The 17,077-nt window shown below is 65.4% G+C and carries 12 protein-coding genes; 7 read left to right on the top strand and 5 right to left on the bottom strand.

The genetic code is table 11. The features are described from left to right. Positions 1–247: 247 nt before the first annotated feature. A complete protein-coding gene (locus E8A74_RS06515) occupies positions 248–451 on the bottom strand; it encodes a hypothetical protein (protein WP_136928057.1) in 204 nt (67 codons plus the stop codon). Here E8A74_RS06515 and E8A74_RS06510 point away from each other — a divergent pair. Further along, the gene (locus E8A74_RS06510) at positions 450–926 is read left to right on the top strand and encodes a cellulose binding domain-containing protein (RefSeq protein ID WP_136928056.1); all 477 of its coding nucleotides are present in this window, start codon (positions 450–452) and stop codon (positions 924–926) included. The genes E8A74_RS06515 and E8A74_RS06510 overlap by 2 nt on opposite strands. 60 nt (positions 927–986) lie before the next feature. Here the strand turns inward: E8A74_RS06510 and E8A74_RS06505 are convergent, their stop codons facing one another. Next, positions 987–2,060 (bottom strand): fibro-slime domain-containing protein, encoded by a 1,074-nt coding sequence (locus E8A74_RS06505; RefSeq protein ID WP_136928055.1) that lies wholly within the window; start codon positions 2,058–2,060, stop codon positions 987–989. Positions 2,061–2,310: 250 nt separating this feature from the next. On the opposite strand from E8A74_RS06505, the gene E8A74_RS06495 reads away from it, so the two are divergent. From E8A74_RS06495 to E8A74_RS06470, 6 genes are all read left to right on the top strand, one after another. Beyond that, positions 2,311–3,303, top strand: a complete 993-nt coding sequence (locus tag E8A74_RS06495; protein ID WP_170228905.1) for a fibro-slime domain-containing protein — start codon at positions 2,311–2,313, stop codon at positions 3,301–3,303. A gap of 107 nt (positions 3,304–3,410) precedes the next feature. Beyond that, positions 3,411–5,834 carry an extracellular solute-binding protein gene (locus tag E8A74_RS53795; RefSeq protein ID WP_211365300.1) on the top strand — a complete coding sequence of 808 codons (2,424 nt, stop codon included), beginning with the start codon at positions 3,411–3,413 and terminating at the stop codon, positions 5,832–5,834. 3 nt (positions 5,835–5,837) lie between these two features. Continuing rightward, the gene (locus E8A74_RS06485) at positions 5,838–6,704 is read left to right on the top strand and encodes a carbohydrate ABC transporter permease (protein WP_136928052.1); all 867 of its coding nucleotides are present in this window, start codon (positions 5,838–5,840) and stop codon (positions 6,702–6,704) included. 108 nt (positions 6,705–6,812) lie between these two features. After that, positions 6,813–7,883 carry a GntR family transcriptional regulator gene (locus tag E8A74_RS06480; RefSeq protein WP_136928051.1) on the top strand — a complete coding sequence of 357 codons (1,071 nt, stop codon included), beginning with the start codon at positions 6,813–6,815 and terminating at the stop codon, positions 7,881–7,883. A 103-nt stretch (positions 7,884–7,986) separates the two neighbouring features. Beyond that, a complete protein-coding gene (locus tag E8A74_RS06475; RefSeq protein WP_136928050.1) occupies positions 7,987–9,108 on the top strand; it encodes an ABC transporter ATP-binding protein in 1,122 nt (373 codons plus the stop codon). Between the two features lie 232 nt (positions 9,109–9,340). Further along, positions 9,341–11,833 (top strand): glycoside hydrolase family 31 protein, encoded by a 2,493-nt coding sequence (locus tag E8A74_RS06470; RefSeq protein WP_170228904.1) that lies wholly within the window; start codon positions 9,341–9,343, stop codon positions 11,831–11,833. Positions 11,834–11,842: 9 nt separating this feature from the next. Here E8A74_RS06470 and E8A74_RS06465 read toward each other — a convergent pair whose 3' ends face one another. From E8A74_RS06465 to E8A74_RS06455, 3 genes are all read right to left on the bottom strand, one after another. After that, positions 11,843–13,687, bottom strand: coding sequence for a carbohydrate-binding protein (locus E8A74_RS06465; protein ID WP_136928048.1), 1,845 nt, complete (start codon positions 13,685–13,687; stop codon positions 11,843–11,845). 64 nt (positions 13,688–13,751) lie between these two features. Next, on the bottom strand, positions 13,752–15,323 hold the full coding sequence (locus E8A74_RS06460; RefSeq protein WP_170228903.1) for a hypothetical protein: 1,572 nt from the start codon (positions 15,321–15,323) through the stop codon (positions 13,752–13,754). Between the two features lie 2 nt (positions 15,324–15,325). Further along, complete coding sequence (locus E8A74_RS06455; RefSeq protein ID WP_136928046.1) at positions 15,326–17,023, bottom strand: hypothetical protein; 1,698 nt, start codon at positions 17,021–17,023, stop codon at positions 15,326–15,328. Between the last annotated feature and the right edge of the window lie 54 nt (positions 17,024–17,077).

Raw genomic sequence — 17,077 nt, 5'->3', positions numbered from 1 at the left:
CGCCGAAGCAACGTGATAGTGGGGATCTCGTTATGCCATAAGGAGGTCCCATGAACCCTTGCGCGAGCCGTGGCTGGCATGTCCTCCCCTCTTCAGCCCGAACGAGATCGCGTGGGAGATCCGCCGCGCTCCTGCTCATGTCGACGCTCATTCTCGCGAGCTGTGCCGAGGGGCTCACGGGCGAGCCCGAAAACCAGAGCGCAGGCGCTGGCGCCGGGACCGGCTCCGGCGGCGCGGGAGGAACCGGTCAGGGAGGCGCGTCGAGCTCGTCCGCGTCGTCGAGCTCGTCTGCATCGTCGAGCTCGTCCGCGTCATCGAGCTCGTCTGCATCGTCGAGCTCGTCCTCATCATCGAGTTCGTCTGCGTCGTCAGGCGCGGGAGGGAGTGGCGGGGGTGGCGGCGCGGGGGGCGCCGGCGGGGGCGGCGGCGCGGGCGGCGGCCCGACCGGCATGGTGGTTCAGTACAAGGTGGAGATCAGCGCTGCCACGAGTGCGGCCATCGGCTCCCAGTTCTGGATCGTCAACAACGGTAGCGAGCCGGTGAACCTCAATGATCTGACCCTTCGTTATTACCTGACCAATGAAGTCGCCGCGACGCTCATGAAGACCGTCAACTGGGCGAATGTCGGCGTCGTGGGGGGCCCCAACGCGGGTTTCCCGACGGGCAACATCAACGTCGAGGTCGTGCCGATGCCCATGCCCGTGGCGTCTGCCGACACGTACCTGGCGTTCGGCTTCACGGGCGGCACCATGCTCTCACCCGGCTCCCGCCTGCAGTTCTCGTGGACCGTTCAGAACTTCATGTCCCAGAGCTTCACGCAGACCGGGGACCATTCGTTCAACGCTGCGGCCTCGATGCAGATGGATTGGGCGAACGTGGTGCTGATGTACCAAGGTCAATCGGTGGTGTGGGGCATCGAGCCCTGACGGACGACCGAGAGCCCGTGTTCCCCGGCCACGGCGTGTGCGTGGCCGGGGAACACGTTTTTACTTGGGGACTTCCGGCCCACAATTCACGAACGAGAGGTTCGTGTCGATCCGGAACGTCGACTCGGGCGTGTGCCGCTCCGCGTGGAAAAGGTCGAGCGGGTACACCTTCCCTTTCACGAGGCCGAGCTGCTCGGCGGACGTGTCGAGGACGACCGCGGTCGATCCCTTCGGGTGAAGGCCGCCCAGATCAACGGCGAGCTTTCCGTTGATGAAGACCCACACATCGTCGTCTCCTTCGAAGAGGAAGGTCTCGCCGCCATTGTATTGGAACCGCGTGTGCAGCTCCGTGGTAAAGCTGAAGTTGCGGATCACGCCTTCCTTGTCGACGCCCGAGTTGCCCCAGCCCGCGCTGTCGAGCGGAAAAAAGGACAAGCTCTGGAAGGTGAAGAGCCCGCCGGGCTGGGGAGCGAGCCACAACTGGAGCAGGTAGGGCTTGTTCACGTCCGCCGTGTCGCGATACCATTGATCGAAGTTTGCCTTCGTCGTCGTCTCGGGCCCGAAGGGGCACGTCGGCGGCGGGGCCGGGTGACCTTCTTCGCACTGCGACGCGTAGACGGGCTTCCCGTCGGGGCCGAGGGTCGGCTCCACGAGGCCCTTCGTGATATCGTTGCCGTACAAGGGGCCCTCGAAGTCGACGTGCCCGCCCGCCTCGCTCCTGCCTTTGAAGTCACGAACGATGGCCACCAGGACATTACCGCACGCCTCGTTCTCGTTCGGGCCTCCTCCCCCATTGCCCGAACCCTCGCTGGTCGGCCCTCCGAGCTTGTAGCCCCCCACCTCCGTCGCGAGGAAGGCCGGGGGCAACGTCTCGACGATGCCGCCGTCCTCTTCCGTGCCGCCGTCCGGAATGGCGAGTCCTCCCACGCCGACGGAGATATCACCTCCGGCGCCGCCGCTGCCGCCGGTGCCACCGCCGCCCGTGCCGCTTCCGCTGCCGCCGCTCCCGGTCGTGTTGGCGCCGGAGGTCGCGCTGCACGCGGCGCACGAAAGGAGACACGCATAGACGAGCGCGCGCGTCCCCGCGGCGCGGCGCTGATTCAGCACGGGCTGCATACGCTTGATCCGATCCATGGTGAAGCCCCCCAATCGAGTGGACTGCCGTTCAGCCCTAACAACACGAGATGGTCGCGATCCATCAAATTCGTAGTCAATGGCTCGGTTTTACCGACGCGGCCACGAGGAGCGATCCATATGGAATTTTCGCGCCGATTCGTCGCGTGATCCTGACGCAATGCGGCGCAGAGACGATCTGTTCGCGGAGCGGATGGTAAAAGTACGCAATGTACTGATCATTCGCCTGAGTTTGTTTATCGTTCCACACATGCTTCGACGCCCGCTCCTCTTCGCTTCTCTGAGTGTTGCAATCCTCGGCTTGATCGCCTGCAGCGCCACACCTGCCGGGCAAGGAGGGAGTGGAGGCAGCGGCAGCGGGGGGAGCTCGAGCGGTGGCTCGGGTGGCGAAGGGGGGCTCATCCTCGTAGGCAGCGGCGGGAGCGGGGGCGAGGGCGGGCCGGACAAACCGCCTCCGAAGATTGACGAGACGTTGCCTGCGGGTTTTACCGCCGAGACGACCTATGGCGGCTGGAAGATCCTCGGGCCGCTCGCGGATTTCAACGAGCCGAGCCAGAACGTCTGCGCCAACGTGCTACGCGCCATCGCGCGCGACTTCACGCAGGCGCACATCGACTTCGGCGAAGAGAAGCCGGCGTCGTGGATCGATCCAGGCCTCTACACAGGGCAGATCCTCCCGCTCCTCCCCGCCGACCGCAAGCCCGACATCAACCCCGCGCGTATGCCGCTCGACGTGATCGAGTCCTTCGACGATTGGTACAGGAACGTCGCCGGCGTGAACGTGCCTTACGTGATGGATTTGTGGCTCCAGCCCGATCCGGAAAAGGAGGGGTACTTCCTGTTCGACTCGAACAGCTTCTTCCCGCTCGACAAGTTCAACACCTCGCCGGGGGACGTGCAGATCGGCGGCAACGACGTCGGCCCGCACAACTTCCTGTTCACGATCGAGCTACACACCGCGTTCGAGTACAAGGGCGGCGAGGTCTTCAACTTCCGCGGCGACGACGACGTGTTCGTGTTCATCAACGACAAGCTCGCGGTGGACATCGGAGGCATCCACGGTCCGCTCACGGGCAACGTGAACCTCGACGTGCGCGCGGCCGAGCTCGGGATCACGGTGGGCAACGTCTACAAGCTCGACCTCTTCCAGGCCGAGAGAAACCCCGGCGGCTCCAACTTCCGCATCGAGACGAGCCTCGATTTCCGAGAGTGTGGGATCCTGCCGGACGACGTCCCGAAGTGACCCGCTCGCGGGCGGCGGCGGGGCGCCTCCCTCGTCCCGGTAAACACTCGAATTTGACCCCGTTTTCGATTGTATTCTCGGCCCCTGCGTGGCTAGAGTCCCGCGCCATGCGCCGTTGCTCGTCGGATCGCCTCGACGTTCAGCAATGGGCGGCCCCCGCCCGCCTGGCGGCGCCCTTCGCCCGCGCCTCTCGGTCGAGCAGCGCTCGGCCGCGACGTTCCCTCGTCGCGCTCCTCTCGGTCCTCGCCATTGCGCTCTGCTCGTTGATCTCCCCCGCCGTACGCGCGCAGGGGTCGCCCCCGCCGTCGCCCGAGGGGCGCGTGCGGGTGAGCTACTGGGAGAAATGGACCGGCATGGAGAAGGAGGCGATGGAGTCCGTCCTTCAGGACTTCCATCGCTCGCAATCCAGGATCTGGGTCGATTACCAGTCCGTCTCCCAGTACCAGCACAAGACGCTGATCGCGACGGCGGGCGGCGACCCGCCGGACATCGCGGGGCTGCTCGCGGCCGACATCGCCGACTTTGCCGAGAAAAACGCGCTCGTCCCGCTCGACGAGCTCATGCGCGGTACACACCTCGACCGCGAGAGCTTCTTGCCGGTGTACTGGGACATGGGCGTTTATCGGGACCACGTATGGGCCGTCGTCTCCGTGCCCAACGTGGTGAGCCTCTACTGGAACAAGGATCTCTTCGCGAAAGCGGGGCTCGATCCGGAGCGCCCGCCGCGCACCATCGCCGAGTTCGACGCGATGGCGGAGAAGCTCACGGTCGTCGAGGGCGGCAGGATCGCGCAGCTCGGGTTCATGCCGGCCGACACGAACTGGTGGCCTTATGGCTGGGGCTTCTGGTTCGGCGCGCGGCTCTGGGATGGAGGGGCGAACATCACGATCGATTCGCCGGAGAACGTCCGGGCGTTTTCCTGGTTCCAGGGCTACGGGAGGCGCCACGACGCCGGGCAGCTCCAGAATTTCACGAGCTCGTTCGGCAATTTCGCCTCGGCGCAGAACCCGTTCTTGAGCGGCAAGCTCGCGATGGTGCTCCAGGGGATCTGGATGGGGAACTTCATCCAGAAGTTCAGCCCCGAGATGCGCTGGGGCGCCGCGGCGTTCCCCTCCGAGAAAGAGGGCGGACCGCCGGTCGCCATCGCCGACGCCGACATGCTGGTGATCCCGAGCGGCGCCAAACACCCGAACGAGGCCTTCGAGTTCCTCGAATACCTCACGCAGCAAGGTCCCATGGAAAAGCTCTGCCTGGGACAACGGAAGCTCTCGCCGCTCCGCAGCGTGAGTCCGGAGTTTTACCGGGCGCACAAGAACCCCTTCATCAAGAGCCTCCAGGACCTCGCCGCGAGCCCGGGGGCGACGCCGCAGCCGCGGATCAGCGTCTGGAACGAGTACACCCTCGAGATTCGGAATGCATCGCAGCGGTTGTGGCTCGGGGAGGCGACGGCCGATCAGGCGCTCGGCGACGTCAAGACGGTCGTCCAGAAATCGTGGGACCGCCATCGCCATCGGCAAGACGCCGCGCCGTCGCGCTGGCTCTCCTTTCTCCCCTTCGGTCTGATCGGGCTCCTTGGCGTGGGGCTCGTCGGGGCCGCCCGACGCGAGCGGAGGAGGCTCGCCAAGGTGAGCGGCGTCGAGAAGCCGGTGCGCTCGAATGCCTCGTTGCGGAAGGGGCTCGCGTTTTTCTCCCCCTGGGGCATCGGGCTCCTCGTGTTTCTCGCCTATCCGGTGGCGTCGTCGATCGTCTATAGCTTTTGCGATTATTCCGTCCTGTCGCCGCCGCGGTGGATCGGGCTTCAGAACTTCGTTGATCTCTTTCAGGACGAGGTGTTCTGGATCGCGCTGAAGAACACGCTGATCTATGTGGTCATCGCGCTCCCGCTCGGGCTCACCGTGGCGCTCTTCTTTGCGCTCCTGCTCGACGCCAAGCTGCGGGGATCGAGCATTTACCGCACGCTCCTCTTTTTGCCCACGCTCGTCCCGGTGGTCGCGGGGGCGACGATCTGGATCTGGATGCTGAACGGCGAGTTCGGCGTCATCAACCATTTCTTGCACGAGGCGAGCTTCGGGCTCTTTCCGAAGACCTCCTGGCTCGCCGAGCGGCGCTTCGCGTTGCCGTCGTTGATCCTGGTGAGCACGTGGACCGTCGGACAGACCGTGTTGACGCTGCTCGCCGCGATGCAGGACGTGCCGCGCTCGATCTACGAAGCCGCCGACATCGACGGCGCGAGCTTCTGGCAGAAGATCCGCCACGTCACGATCCCCATGATCTCGCCAGTCATTTACTTCAATGCGATCATGGGCATCATCGGCGCCCTGCAGGTGTTCGCGACGCCCTACATCATGACGGCGGGCGGCCCCGCGCGGGCGACGTTGTTTTATACGCAGCGCATGCACGAAAATGCGTTCTACTTCCTGCGCATGGGTTACGCCTGCGCCATGGCGTGGATCCTGTTTCTGGTCGTGCTCGGATTGACGGCGCTGGCGCACCGGCTCGGGCATACCCGCGTCCACTATGGAGGGGCGTGAACCATGGCCGCCGCAGATTCCCCCTTCAGCAGCACGTTTCGCCAGCGACCGTGGTCGAGGGCCGTCGTTCATGTCCTGCTCATCGTCGGCTCGCTGGTGTTCGTCTTTCCCGTCTTGTGGATGCTGTCCACTTCGCTCAAGCCCATCGAACAAACGCTGACCCCCGACCCCGTGTGGCTCCCGCGCCCCATCGAGTGGCGGAACTACGCCGCGACCATCGAGTACATCCCGTTCCTCCGGTACGCGCTCAACACGGTGTTCGTCTGTACGCTCGCGACGATCGGGACGACGTTGTCGAGCGCGCTCGTGGCGTTCAGCTTCACGCGCCTCGAATGGCCGGGGCGAAACCTGCTGTTCGGCCTGACCCTGGCGACGATGATGGTGCCCTTCCCGGTCGTCATGGTGCCGCTTTATAGCGTCTACCGAACGCTCGGCTGGATTGGCACGCTGAAGCCGCTCTGGGTGCCCACCTTCTTCGGCAGCGCCTTCAGCATCTTTCTGCTGCGGCAGTTCTTCATGCGAATCCCGAAGAGCCTGCCGGAGGCCATGACCCTCGACGGCGCCTCGGAGTTTCGCATCTTCTGGCAAATGTACCTGCCGCTCTCCAAGGCGCCGCTCGTGGTCGTCGCGTTCTTTCAGCTCATGTACTCGTGGAATGACCTCTTGGGCCCCCTCCTGTTCCTCACCGATCAGAGCACATACACGCTGACGCTAGGACTTCAGGCGTACCAGAGCCAGGAAGGCGGAACCCAGTGGCACTACTTGATGGCTGCCTCGGTCATGACCACGCTGCCGATCGTCGTCCTCTTCTTCATCGTCCAGCGGGCCCTTTTTCAGGGCATGAGCTCGACGCAGAGCTTCGAAGGTTGAGCGAGACGACGACGTGATTGCGCGGAGCGTCACCGAGGCACTGCCATGAGCCGACGACGAGCACCTTGCCCCGCAGGAGGACCGCCGTGATAGTCTGCGCGTCGGACCATGCCATCGCGAAAAGTCGAAGCCATCGCTCGACTGCTCAAAGAGCAGATCCTGGCAGGGCGCTACGCGCCAGGCTCGCGGCTGCCGACGTACGACGCGTTGATGGAGCAGTTCGGCGTCACGCGACCGACCGTCGTACGTGTGCTCGACACGCTCCGGGCAGAAGGTCTCCTCACGGTCAAGGGGCAGCGCAAGGTCTTCGTGACGCAGCGATTCCCGCATCACGACCGTTATGTGTGGGTCACGAGCGAGCAGCCGGGCTCGAACGAGTGGTCGCTGTTTTTAGCCATCACCCACGAGGTCATCGAGCGGGGCGAGACCGGGATTGCCGGCCAGGTGAGCGCGCTCGTGGGCGTGGACGGCCGCGCCAACAACCCCGAGTACCGGCAGCTCTGCGAGGTGGAGGCGCGTGGATCGGCGGCGGGGGTATTGCTCGTCAACTCCGCGATGCTCTATCTGCTCCCCGTGCTGCAGAAGCCCGGGCTGCCGCGCGTCGCGATCGGGGCGCCGTTGCCACACGCGAGCCTGGTCACGCTCGACTTTGCGGGGTTGATCGAGCGGGCCTCGGCGCGCTTGCTGGAAAAAGGGCTGCGTATTGCCGTCATGTCGCCGCACGCGCCGAAGCTCGCCGCAGCCCAGGAGTGTCTCGAAGGGTTTGGCCTGAAGCCCGACCGGTTGCTCACGGTGCACGCCGCGCCGATTGGGTGCGAGCGGTTGACCGAGCTGATGTTCGACCGCAGGAGCCGGCCGGACGCGATCTTCGTCATGGACGACAACCTGATCCCGCCGGTGCTCGCGGGGCTCCAGCGCGCGAAGTTGAAAGCGGGCGAGGACGTCTACGTGCTCGCCCATTGCAACTGGCCGCGGCCGCTCGGTTTGTCGGAGGGCGTGGAGCACATCGGCTTCGACGTGAGGGAGGTCCTTTGCGCGGGCAAAGACCTCATCGACGCGCACCGCGAGGGTGCGCCGTGTCCCTCGCGCCTCATTCCAGCACGTTTTCTTGGAGAGTTGACGCGTCCTCTTTCCACGGCGACAGCCGCGAGCGTGGAAGAGGAAACAGTCCAGCCCTGACCCGCGTCATTGGCAGGCAACACCTCGAAGCACCCTCGCGCGGCGCCGGGAGCTTCGCTCGCGTGCCGCGAGGGACGCGACGAACAGGGGGAGCGAGGCGAACATGGCCAGCGTGACGCTGAAGGACGTCGTGAAGGTCTACGAGGGCGGCGTCAAGGTCGTCGATGGCTTCAACCTCGAGATCGCCGATCGAGAGTTTGTCGTGCTGGTGGGGCCCTCCGGCTGCGGAAAGTCGACCACGCTCCGGATGATCGCCGGGCTCGAAGAGCTCAGCTCCGGCACCATCAAAATCGGCGACCGTGTCGTGAACGACGTGCCCCCGAAGGACCGCGACATCGCGATGGTGTTCCAGAGCTACGCGCTCTACCCGCACATGACGGTCTACGAGAACATGGTCTTCGCGCTCAAGCTGCGCGGGCTCGACGCGGCCGTGATTCACGAGAAGGCGATGCGCGCGGCCAAGATCCTCGGGATCGAAGGATTGCTCGATCGCAAGCCGAAGGCGCTCTCCGGCGGGCAACGGCAGCGGGTCGCCGTGGGGCGCGCCATCGTGCGTGAGCCGAAGTGTTTTCTCTTCGACGAGCCGCTCTCCAACCTGGACGCGAAGCTCCGCGTGCAGATGCGCGCGGAGATCAAGCAGCTACACATGAGCCTTCATGCGACCACCGTCTACGTGACCCACGATCAGGAGGAAGCGATGACGCTCGGAGATCGCGTGGTCGTGATGAAGGACGGGGTGATTCAGCAATGTGACGGCGCCCTGGAGATCTACCACAACCCGGCCAATCGTTTCGTCGCCGGATTTCTGGGGAGCCCGCCGATGAACTTTTTCGAAGGGCAGCTCGTGCGGGAGGGGGATCGCTTGCTCTTCGACGAGGGGACGGCGAAGGTTTCGGTACCGTCATGGGCGAGCGCTGAGCTCGCGCCGCGCGCCGGGGCGGCCGTCGTGATGGGCGTGCGGCCGGAGGCGATGTCGGACCAGGCGAGCGCGCGTTTTGCGACCGCGGAGAATGCGATCCCGATGCGCGTCACGCTGATTCAACCCCTGGGGGACAAGATGGACGTGGTCCTCGCGACCGAGCGTCACCCGCACGCCGTCGCGCACGTCGACGCGCACGCGGGGATTCGTGTCGGCGAGACCTTGCCGGTCTTCATCGATACGGAGCGCGTGCATTTTTTCGCGCCCGGCGCGGTCGGGGAGCGAATCGCGACGCGGCGTCGATAAAATCGAAATCATAGCGAACCATTTGTTGTGCGGCGACGGCGCGCGCATTCGCGCGTCGACGCGTCGCGCGCGTCCGCTCGTTCGGATGGCGTGATGCGGCAGAGAACGCTTGGTAAACAGGGATAGTTAATCATGAATCCGGCTTGACTCATTTCGGGTCGGGCAATAAAACATGAAGACTTCGCTCGAACCGAGGCGCGGCCTCGAGGCGTCGGGCGAACAGAGGAGCGTCATGGTGCGAAAGACGATCGACTGCACGGACTACGTCCCGCTGGGCGACGTCGACTGGGTCGAGCAGACAGAGCGCGGCCTTCTCCTCGGCGTCGGCGAGGAGAAGGTGCGGGTCGACGTGCTTTTCCCTGACGTATTGCGCCTGAAGATCTCCCAGGCGGGTTCTTTTGACGAGAGCCCGACGTTCGCGGCGTGCTTTGAAATGCCGGCGCCGCCGCCGTTCGAGGTCAAAGAAACACCCAACGAGATCCTCGTCGAGACGGCCCGCATCCGCCTTCGTATCTCGAAGCGGCCGTTCGCGATGGACGCCTATCGCGAGGACGGCTCGGTGATCTTCGAGGATTACCGCGACGACGAGGGCCACGCGCGGGGGTATGTGCAGCTTAATGATGCATTTGTCGTGACGCGGCGGCTTTCCCCGCGTGATTCGATCTATGGGCTCGGCGAAAAAACGGGCCCGTTCGATCGGCGTGGCCAGAATTATGCGCTCTGGAACACGGACATCCTGCATCCGGACGTGCTCCGCCTGAACCACCTGTACGAAGCCGACCACACGCTGTCGGGCAAGAGCACGGAGTTCGACCCCTACTACACGTCGATCCCGCTCTTTTACCATTGCAGCTCCGCGGGCGACGCAGCGAGGGTCGCGGGGTTCTTCGTCGACAACGGCTACAAGGGGAACTTCGAGTTCTCCGGGGAGCAATCCTACCGGTATGCCTTCGCCGGCGGACAGTACACCGAGTACGTCTTCGCCGGTCCGGATCTGCGCGGAGCGCTCCGCGCGTACACGTTCGTCACGGGGCGGATGGCGGCGCCGCCGATCTGGGCGCTCGGTCATCATCAGTGCCGATATCACCACTACACGGACGAGGAGATCTCCGCCATCGGTCGGCAATATCGGGACCGCGGCATCCCGTGCGATGTGCTTTGGCTCGACATCGGCTACATGGATGGCTACCGCGTGTTCACCTGGCACCCGACCCGATACCCCGACGCGCCGCGCTTCCTGGACGCGCTGAAAGAGAGCCGGTTCCGTCTGGTCACGATCGTGGATCCCGGCGTGAAGGTCGAGCCGGGCTACCCGGTGTTCGACGAGGCCCGCGCGCGGAACCTGCTCTGCAAGACAGAATCCGGGAACCTCTACATTGGCAAAGTCTGGCCCGGGCGCAGCGCATTCCCGGACTTCGTCAAGCCGGAGGCCCGCGCTTGGTGGGCCTCGCTCGTCGCCGAGCACGTCGCCTCGGGCGTCGCCGGGATCTGGAACGATATGAACGAGCCCGCGACGGGCGACATCGAGCCGTTCGCCATGCGTTTCGATCGCGACGGGGAAGATCACCCCCACGAGCGTTATCACAACCAGTTCGCGCTCCTGATGGCCAGAGCCACGGCCGAAGGCCTCGCCGAGGCGCGGCCCGACCACCGTACCTTCGTCCTCAGCCGCGCCGGATCCGCGGGCATCCAGCGCTACGCGGCGCAGTGGCTCGGCGACAATTGCTCGAATTGGGAGCACCTCCAGATGAGCGTCCCGATGGCGCTCGCCATGGGCATCTCCGGGCAGCCCTTCATCGGCGCGGACATCCCGGGGTTCGTCTCGACGCCGAGCCCGGAGCTCGCCGCGCGCTGGGTCCAATGCGGGGCACTCACGCCGTTCTGCCGCTATCACAACCACTGGGGCGAGCCCGACCAATACCCCTGGTCGTTCGGTCCCGAGGTGGAAGCGATCTGCCGCCATGCGATCCAGCTCCGTTATCGCTTGCTGCCCTATCTCTACAGCGCGTTTTTCCAGGCGAGCGCGTCGGGGGATCCGATTGCGCGACCGCTCGTCTACGATTTTCAGCAGGATCCGCACGCGCGCGAGACAGACGACGCATATTTGCTCGGGGAGGCGCTGCTCGTCGCCCCCGTCTGCACGGAAGGCTGCACGGAGCGCCGGGTCTACCTCCCCGAGGGGACCTGGGTGGATTGGTACACGGAGGAGCGTCATGCGGGTGGACAGTTCATCACCGCGAAGGCGCCGCTCGATCGGATTCCGCTGTTCGCTCGCGGCGGATACATCATCCCGAGCTACGAATCGGCCCCGGCGTCGACGATGGATCATGCGCCGGAGCGGCTCGTGCTTCACGTCTTCGTGCCGGACGAGGACGGCGAGTTTGTCTCGGAGCTCCACGAAGATGACGGTCTTACCCTCTCGTTCGCGCGCGGCGCCTATTATCGAACGACGTTCCGCCTCACGCGTCGCGGCGCCGCGCTCTCGGTGTCGGCGGCGGTGACGGGGTGTGGCTTTCCCGAGTTTCGCAGGCACGCGCTGCGCCTCGTGTTCCACGGCTTCCGCGGCAAGGAGATCACGCTCGATGGCCGGACGTTGCGCGTCGAGGACGGGGTCGTGGAGTTCGAGAATCGAGCCGAGAATTTCACGCTCGCGCTCGTGCTCGACGACGCGCGCAGCGCCGCGGTGCCTCGCGCAGAGCAGGTCGCTCTGCACGAGGCGCTCTGAACGGGCGCGTTACCAGCCTGCGTTTCCTGCGCCGGGCAGGATCTTGAACTGGCCCTGCGACTGATCGATCACGCCGACCGGGGCCTCGGTCGCCACGACATAGGCCGCGTCCATCGCTCCGTTCGAGCCGGGGCTCAGATGGAACGCGGCGGTTCGTGGCTTCTTGATGTTGACCTTGTTGAACCAGATGCTGTCCATCGCCGCCGGGCCCTCGATGTGAATGCCCGCGTGCGTCGGCTCGATGATCTCGAGGTCGTTCACGGTCACGTGCTGGAGCAGCCCCTGGGCGGCGTGGAGCTTGAAGGCGCCGTGCTCCTCGTTGTACGCGGAGCCGCCGGCGCGAAGCAGCGTATTGCGCTCGATCCGCGTCATCCCGCTGAAGGGATGCGAGCCGAACTGCCGAGCGATCAGGATGCCGGGATATTGCACGACGTCGGCGCACACGTTGTCCTCGACGCTGATGTCCTCGCCGCCGTAAATCCCGAAGCAGTTCGCCATCCACGGCACCTGCACGAGGTTTCTCCGGAACACGTTCTTGCGGTTGAGCGCCCGGTCGGCGGGGGACCACGACGCGAAGGCGTCGTCTCCCGTGTTCCGCGCGTGCGTGTATTCGACGATGGAGTTGCTCGTTCCGCCGTAGAAGTTCACCGCGTCGGCAAACAAATTGCGCATGCGGCAGTTGCGGATCACGAGACCATTCGTGTCGGCCCCCGTCCAGTAGCCGACCTTGACGTGCTCGACCCAGATGTTCTCGAGCAGCGAGCCCGAGCTGCCGTTGCCGCCGAACGCATTCTCCGGCGAGTCGTCCTTGCGCTGGATCGTGTCGCCGAACACGGAAAAGTCGTGATACTTGCAGTTGTTGCCCCAGCAGTCGAAGCGCGCGAAATAGCCGGAGACGGTCGTGTGCCACATGCCGGCGCCGCGGACCGTGATGTTCGACAGGCTGAGCGGCTTGCTGAGGCTCCTGAACTCTCCCGGCGGCAGGTAGAGCCCCGCGTGCCCCTCGCCCTGCACGCGATCGATGCAATGTTGCAGGGCCCCGGAGTCGTCACTTGCGTCGTTTGGCGTGCCCCCGCAATCGTCGATCAGGGAGAGATATCCCGCGGGCTTCGGGAGCGGGGGCGCGACCGTTTCCATGTCGACCAGATCGATCACGTACTCGGCCGCCGTGTCCGACGCGTCCTTTCGGAGCATGATGGTCGCGCCCGCCGGGATGTCGGAGAGCAGCGCCCGTGACTCGTCGAAGAAGTGATGCGGCACGCCGAGGCCTGGGTTGTTCTGGTCGGGCTGGTTGAAATGGTTGTGATCGCCGTAGGTCCACGCATAACGCGAGGTCACGGGCAGCTTGTGGCGGAGCTCGTCGTTCACGTACACGCTGAGCGTCGTCCAGAAATCGCTGCCGCCGTCCGGGATGGAGTACCGAACGACGATCGAATTCGACGGGCCTTGATTCTTGAAGCGCACGTAGTCGCCGACGTTGGAGAGCCGGACGGCTTGCCTGCCCGACGCCTCGGAGGCGACCGCCGTGAAGGCGCGGGTCGGCTCGAGCACGACGCCGTTCGTCTCCATGACCTCGGCCTCGTATTCGACGAACGGCGCCGCCGCGCCGCCCCCCGACGGCCCCGGGGGCTGTCCTCCCGCCCCGCCCGAGCCCGCGCTCTGGCCTCCGGCGCCGGCGGAACCGGCATCGCCGCCAGTCCCGCCGGCGCCGGCGCCGCTCCCGCCGCCCCCGATGCTCTCGCCGCTCCCGGCGGGGGGATCCGGGGCGGTTGAGCAGGCGACGTTGGCGAGGAGCCCCATGCCCACCGCCACGAGGACTCCGAAGGTCGACGACGAGAATGCGCGTGTTTTCATGGCACCCCACCTTGCAGAAGGTCGAAAGGAGATTCGGCGTTTGCCGGAGGAGAGCTCGGCGTCGTCACCACCACATGCTCCCCGAGAGCGAAATCATGTCCGCATCGGGGCTCAGCATGGGGTCGTCGACCGCCGGATACCCGCTCCGCACGACCGGGTTCGAGCCGTACACGAAGCGCGAATACTGGAGCACGACCTGATTGCGTGATTGCCAGTTGGTGCGGAAGATCAGGCGCGGCGAGATGATCGTGAACTCGCGCCCGTCGACGTTGCTCGTCGGTCGCACGTGGTCGAGGCGCAGGGAGGCGGCGAAAAACGACGCGAGCGTATAGGTGCCCTCGGCGCCGAATTTGACCTTGTGGTCCCCATTGTACGCGGGATCGTCGCTCTTGACGTGGGAATAGATCCCGAAGGCCGAGAGGAGGATGTCGCGGCTCTTCCCATTGTAGTCGCGCGGATAGAGGAGCAGGCGCGCGAGGCTCACGCTGTATTCGGCCCCGAGCGTGATGAGCTGGCCGGTTCCTCCGCTGTTCGGGCCGAGATAATTGCGCATCAGATCGGGCCCCCCTTGCGTGTTCATGACGGAGAGGATCCGGCCCACCGAGCGCGCGTCGGTGGCGTCCGTGTACGACGCGCCGACATAGACGTGGCCGAGGTGGCTCGCGGAGAAACGCATGTCCGCGCCGAGCACGGTGATCGTGCCGTCGGGCGTGAATGCTTGCGAGGCGCGATCGTCCTGGCTCCACGCGCGCATGTGATGAAGGCCGAGCGTGAGCTGGCGCCGGAAGGTGAGTCCGAGGTGCTCGTGCATGACGAGGCTCGTGCCGGTGTTGGGATCGGCGAACCCGTTCCAGCCGTCGGTGGTGAGCCCGATCGGCGGCTTGTCGAGCTGCGCCTGGAAGCCTTGCTCGAATGCGAGCACCACGTTGCCGAGCGAGAGGCGCGCGACGATGTTCTCGCCGACGCCATTGGTGCGGCCGATGAGGGCTGTGCCGTAGCGTCCTTCGTCGTATTCGCCCATCGTGCCATAGCGGTTCGAGAACGCGCCCACGTTGATGGCGAAGTAGGTGTTCTTGGCCAGGTTTGGGAGGTTGAACGTGATGAAGGCGTCGGTGATGCCCCCCTGGAGCGTGGGATCGAAGAAGCTCGCCGCGGTGGTGGCCGTCCACGCCTTGATGATGGCCGTGCCGGTCACGATGGAGTTTCCGTACGAGAACGCGAGCTGCGCATAGGGCTGTGGCACGACGGTCGTGCCCGCGAAGGAGTCGCGATAATCAGGCACCACGGGAGGCGCGTGGAGCACGAGGTTTTTCTGCTCGGTCGTCACGAAGCCTTCGCGCTGGTTCAGCCCGAGCCGCAGCGGCATCGTGATGAGGCCGTGGAAGTCGAAGGCATAATCCTGCTCGCTCGCGGGCTTTTTCCCGTACGAAGGGCCGATTCCACCGGGCAAGGTGGCGACGACCGGCGTCCCGGGCGTGAGGCCGAGCCCCGTGTCCGAGGCGGCGGCATTCTCCTTCTCCTTGTCTTTTTTCTTGTCATCCTGGGCGTACGCGGCGCTCGTGACGAACGACAGGGTGCAGAGCGAAAGGAAGAGAGCGCGCGCCCCGCGTGCGCATGAACCCATGGGCTCCTTCATGATCACCACCACATCCCGAAGGTGAGGGCCAGCATTTGGTTGTCGAGCTCCTCGCGCGTGTAATCGTTCGGAGCTTCGCCGCGGGAATGCGCACCGTAAAACCAGCGCGTGTAACTCAGCGTGACATGCTCGTGGCTATTCCAGTTGCTCCGGAAGACGAGCTTCGGGCTGATGACGTGGAAGCTCTCCTCGCGGTCCTTGGAGTTCGGCGAGACGTAATCGTAACGGCCCGAGAGCGCGAGCCACGAGAAAAAGCGATAGGTGGCCTCCGCGCCGAGCTTGTAAAGCGTACGGCCGTCGAAGCTCGGATCGCGGCTCTCGAGCACGGTGCCGACGTTCGCGAATACGCTCGTGATGAGATCGGGTCCTTCGCCCCAGAAGGCCGTCGGATGCCAGAGGAACTTCGACCAACTGAAGTTGTATTCGAAGCCCGCGATGAGGAGCTTGCCCGTGCCTCCGCCCGCCTGACCGAGGAGCCGCTTGGTGAGCAGCTCGCCGGTGTCGGCGCCGTAGTAATTCATGCCCGTCAGCATATGCGCGTACGTCGCGTCGGCGTACGAGGCCGCGATGGCGAAGTTGCCGAGGTGGTTGTTGATCATGCGAACGTCGGCGCCGAGCACGGTCATCTGCGGGTCGGGGCGCAGGCCTTCGTCGAGGAACGGGGTCTTGGGGTCGTCGATCTGGTCGCGCTCGTCCTGCGCGAAATTGCTGAGGTAATGTAGGCCGAAGACGAACGGCACGTCGCCCTCGATGCCCAGGCCGACGTGCGCGTGGTGGACGAAGGCCGAGGGCCGCGAGGGATTCGCGTCGTGGTCGTACACATTCGGTCCGCCGCCGAGCGGCACCTTGCTGAACCGCCCCATCACGCCGTGCTCCGCGAAGAGCGAGAGCGAGCTCGAGAGTTTGTACTTCGCGCTGAGCGTCTCGCCGACGCCGAAGGGCGAGCCGACGATCGCGGCGTTGTACTGGCCCGCCCCGTATTGTCCGAGCGAGCCGTACGCATTGCGGAATACGCCCACCGTCCAGTTCAGGGTCAGATCCGCGGTCACGGGCGCCGTGAACAGGAGAAACGCCTCGTTCAAGAAATTCTGGCTCGTGGTTTCGCGCCAGGTTTCTCCTGCCGACGGCTTCCAGGTGCTGAGCTTCACGACCGCCTTGACGTTGGCATTGCCGTAATCGAACCGGAGTTCGACCCAGCTCCCGAGCGGCGCGTTCGTGCCCCGCACGGCGCCGTAGAGATCGGGCGTCTGCGGAGGCGCGAGCAGCGTCGTCTCGAATTGCCTGGGCGTCGCGCGTTCACGTTCGTCGACAGAGAGCCGGAGCGCGGCGCTCATGAAGCCGCTGAACTTGAAGGTGAATTCGCTGCTCTCCTCGGCCGGCACGCTGAAGGGAATGGTCGCGCCGCCCGGCAGCGTTGGCCCGCTCGGAGCAAACGGGGAGAGGCCGAGCCCCACGGAGCGGCGCGAGCCCGGGATGTAGCCCTTTGGCGGCAATGCGGGGACGGGCGGCTTCTTGGCAGCGGGCGGCGGAGGCGACGCGGTCTTCGCAGCAGGAGCCTTCGGAGGCGCGACGGGCGCATCTTTTTTCTCCGGCGCTTTCGGCGACAGAGGCGGCGCGGGGATGGCGTCCGGCTCTTTGGGTGGCGCAACGGGCGGCGGTTCTGGAGGCGCCTCCTGCCCGAGGGCCGCCCTTGTCGTCACGATGGTACCGAGAGCCCACGCGAGCGCTACGAGCTCGGATAGCCTTCTCATCGG

The sequence above is a fragment of the Polyangium fumosum genome (assembly GCF_005144585.1).
GTDB classification, from domain to species: domain Bacteria; phylum Myxococcota_A; class Polyangia; order Polyangiales; family Polyangiaceae; genus Polyangium; species Polyangium fumosum.
This window is presented reverse-complemented; position numbering and strand designations above follow the sequence as displayed.

Excerpts from the sequence above, each read along its gene's own strand:
- E8A74_RS06510 (WP_136928056.1), top strand. The coding sequence starts at position 450 with ATGGTGGTTCAGTACAAGGTGGAGATCAGCGCTGCCACGAGTGCGGCC.
- E8A74_RS06515 (WP_136928057.1), bottom strand. The coding sequence starts at position 451 with ATGCCGGTCGGGCCGCCGCCCGCGCCGCCGCCCCCGCCGGCGCCCCCC.
- E8A74_RS06505 (WP_136928055.1), bottom strand. The coding sequence starts at position 2,060 with ATGGATCGGATCAAGCGTATGCAGCCCGTGCTGAATCAGCGCCGCGCC.
- E8A74_RS06495 (WP_170228905.1), top strand. The coding sequence starts at position 2,311 with ATGCTTCGACGCCCGCTCCTCTTCGCTTCTCTGAGTGTTGCAATCCTC.
- E8A74_RS53795 (WP_211365300.1), top strand. The coding sequence starts at position 3,411 with ATGCGCCGTTGCTCGTCGGATCGCCTCGACGTTCAGCAATGGGCGGCC.
- E8A74_RS06485 (WP_136928052.1), top strand. The coding sequence starts at position 5,838 with ATGGCCGCCGCAGATTCCCCCTTCAGCAGCACGTTTCGCCAGCGACCG.
- E8A74_RS06480 (WP_136928051.1), top strand. The coding sequence starts at position 6,813 with ATGCCATCGCGAAAAGTCGAAGCCATCGCTCGACTGCTCAAAGAGCAG.
- E8A74_RS06475 (WP_136928050.1), top strand. The coding sequence starts at position 7,987 with ATGGCCAGCGTGACGCTGAAGGACGTCGTGAAGGTCTACGAGGGCGGC.
- E8A74_RS06470 (WP_170228904.1), top strand. The coding sequence starts at position 9,341 with ATGGTGCGAAAGACGATCGACTGCACGGACTACGTCCCGCTGGGCGAC.
- E8A74_RS06465 (WP_136928048.1), bottom strand. The coding sequence starts at position 13,687 with ATGAAAACACGCGCATTCTCGTCGTCGACCTTCGGAGTCCTCGTGGCG.
- E8A74_RS06460 (WP_170228903.1), bottom strand. The coding sequence starts at position 15,323 with ATGAAGGAGCCCATGGGTTCATGCGCACGCGGGGCGCGCGCTCTCTTC.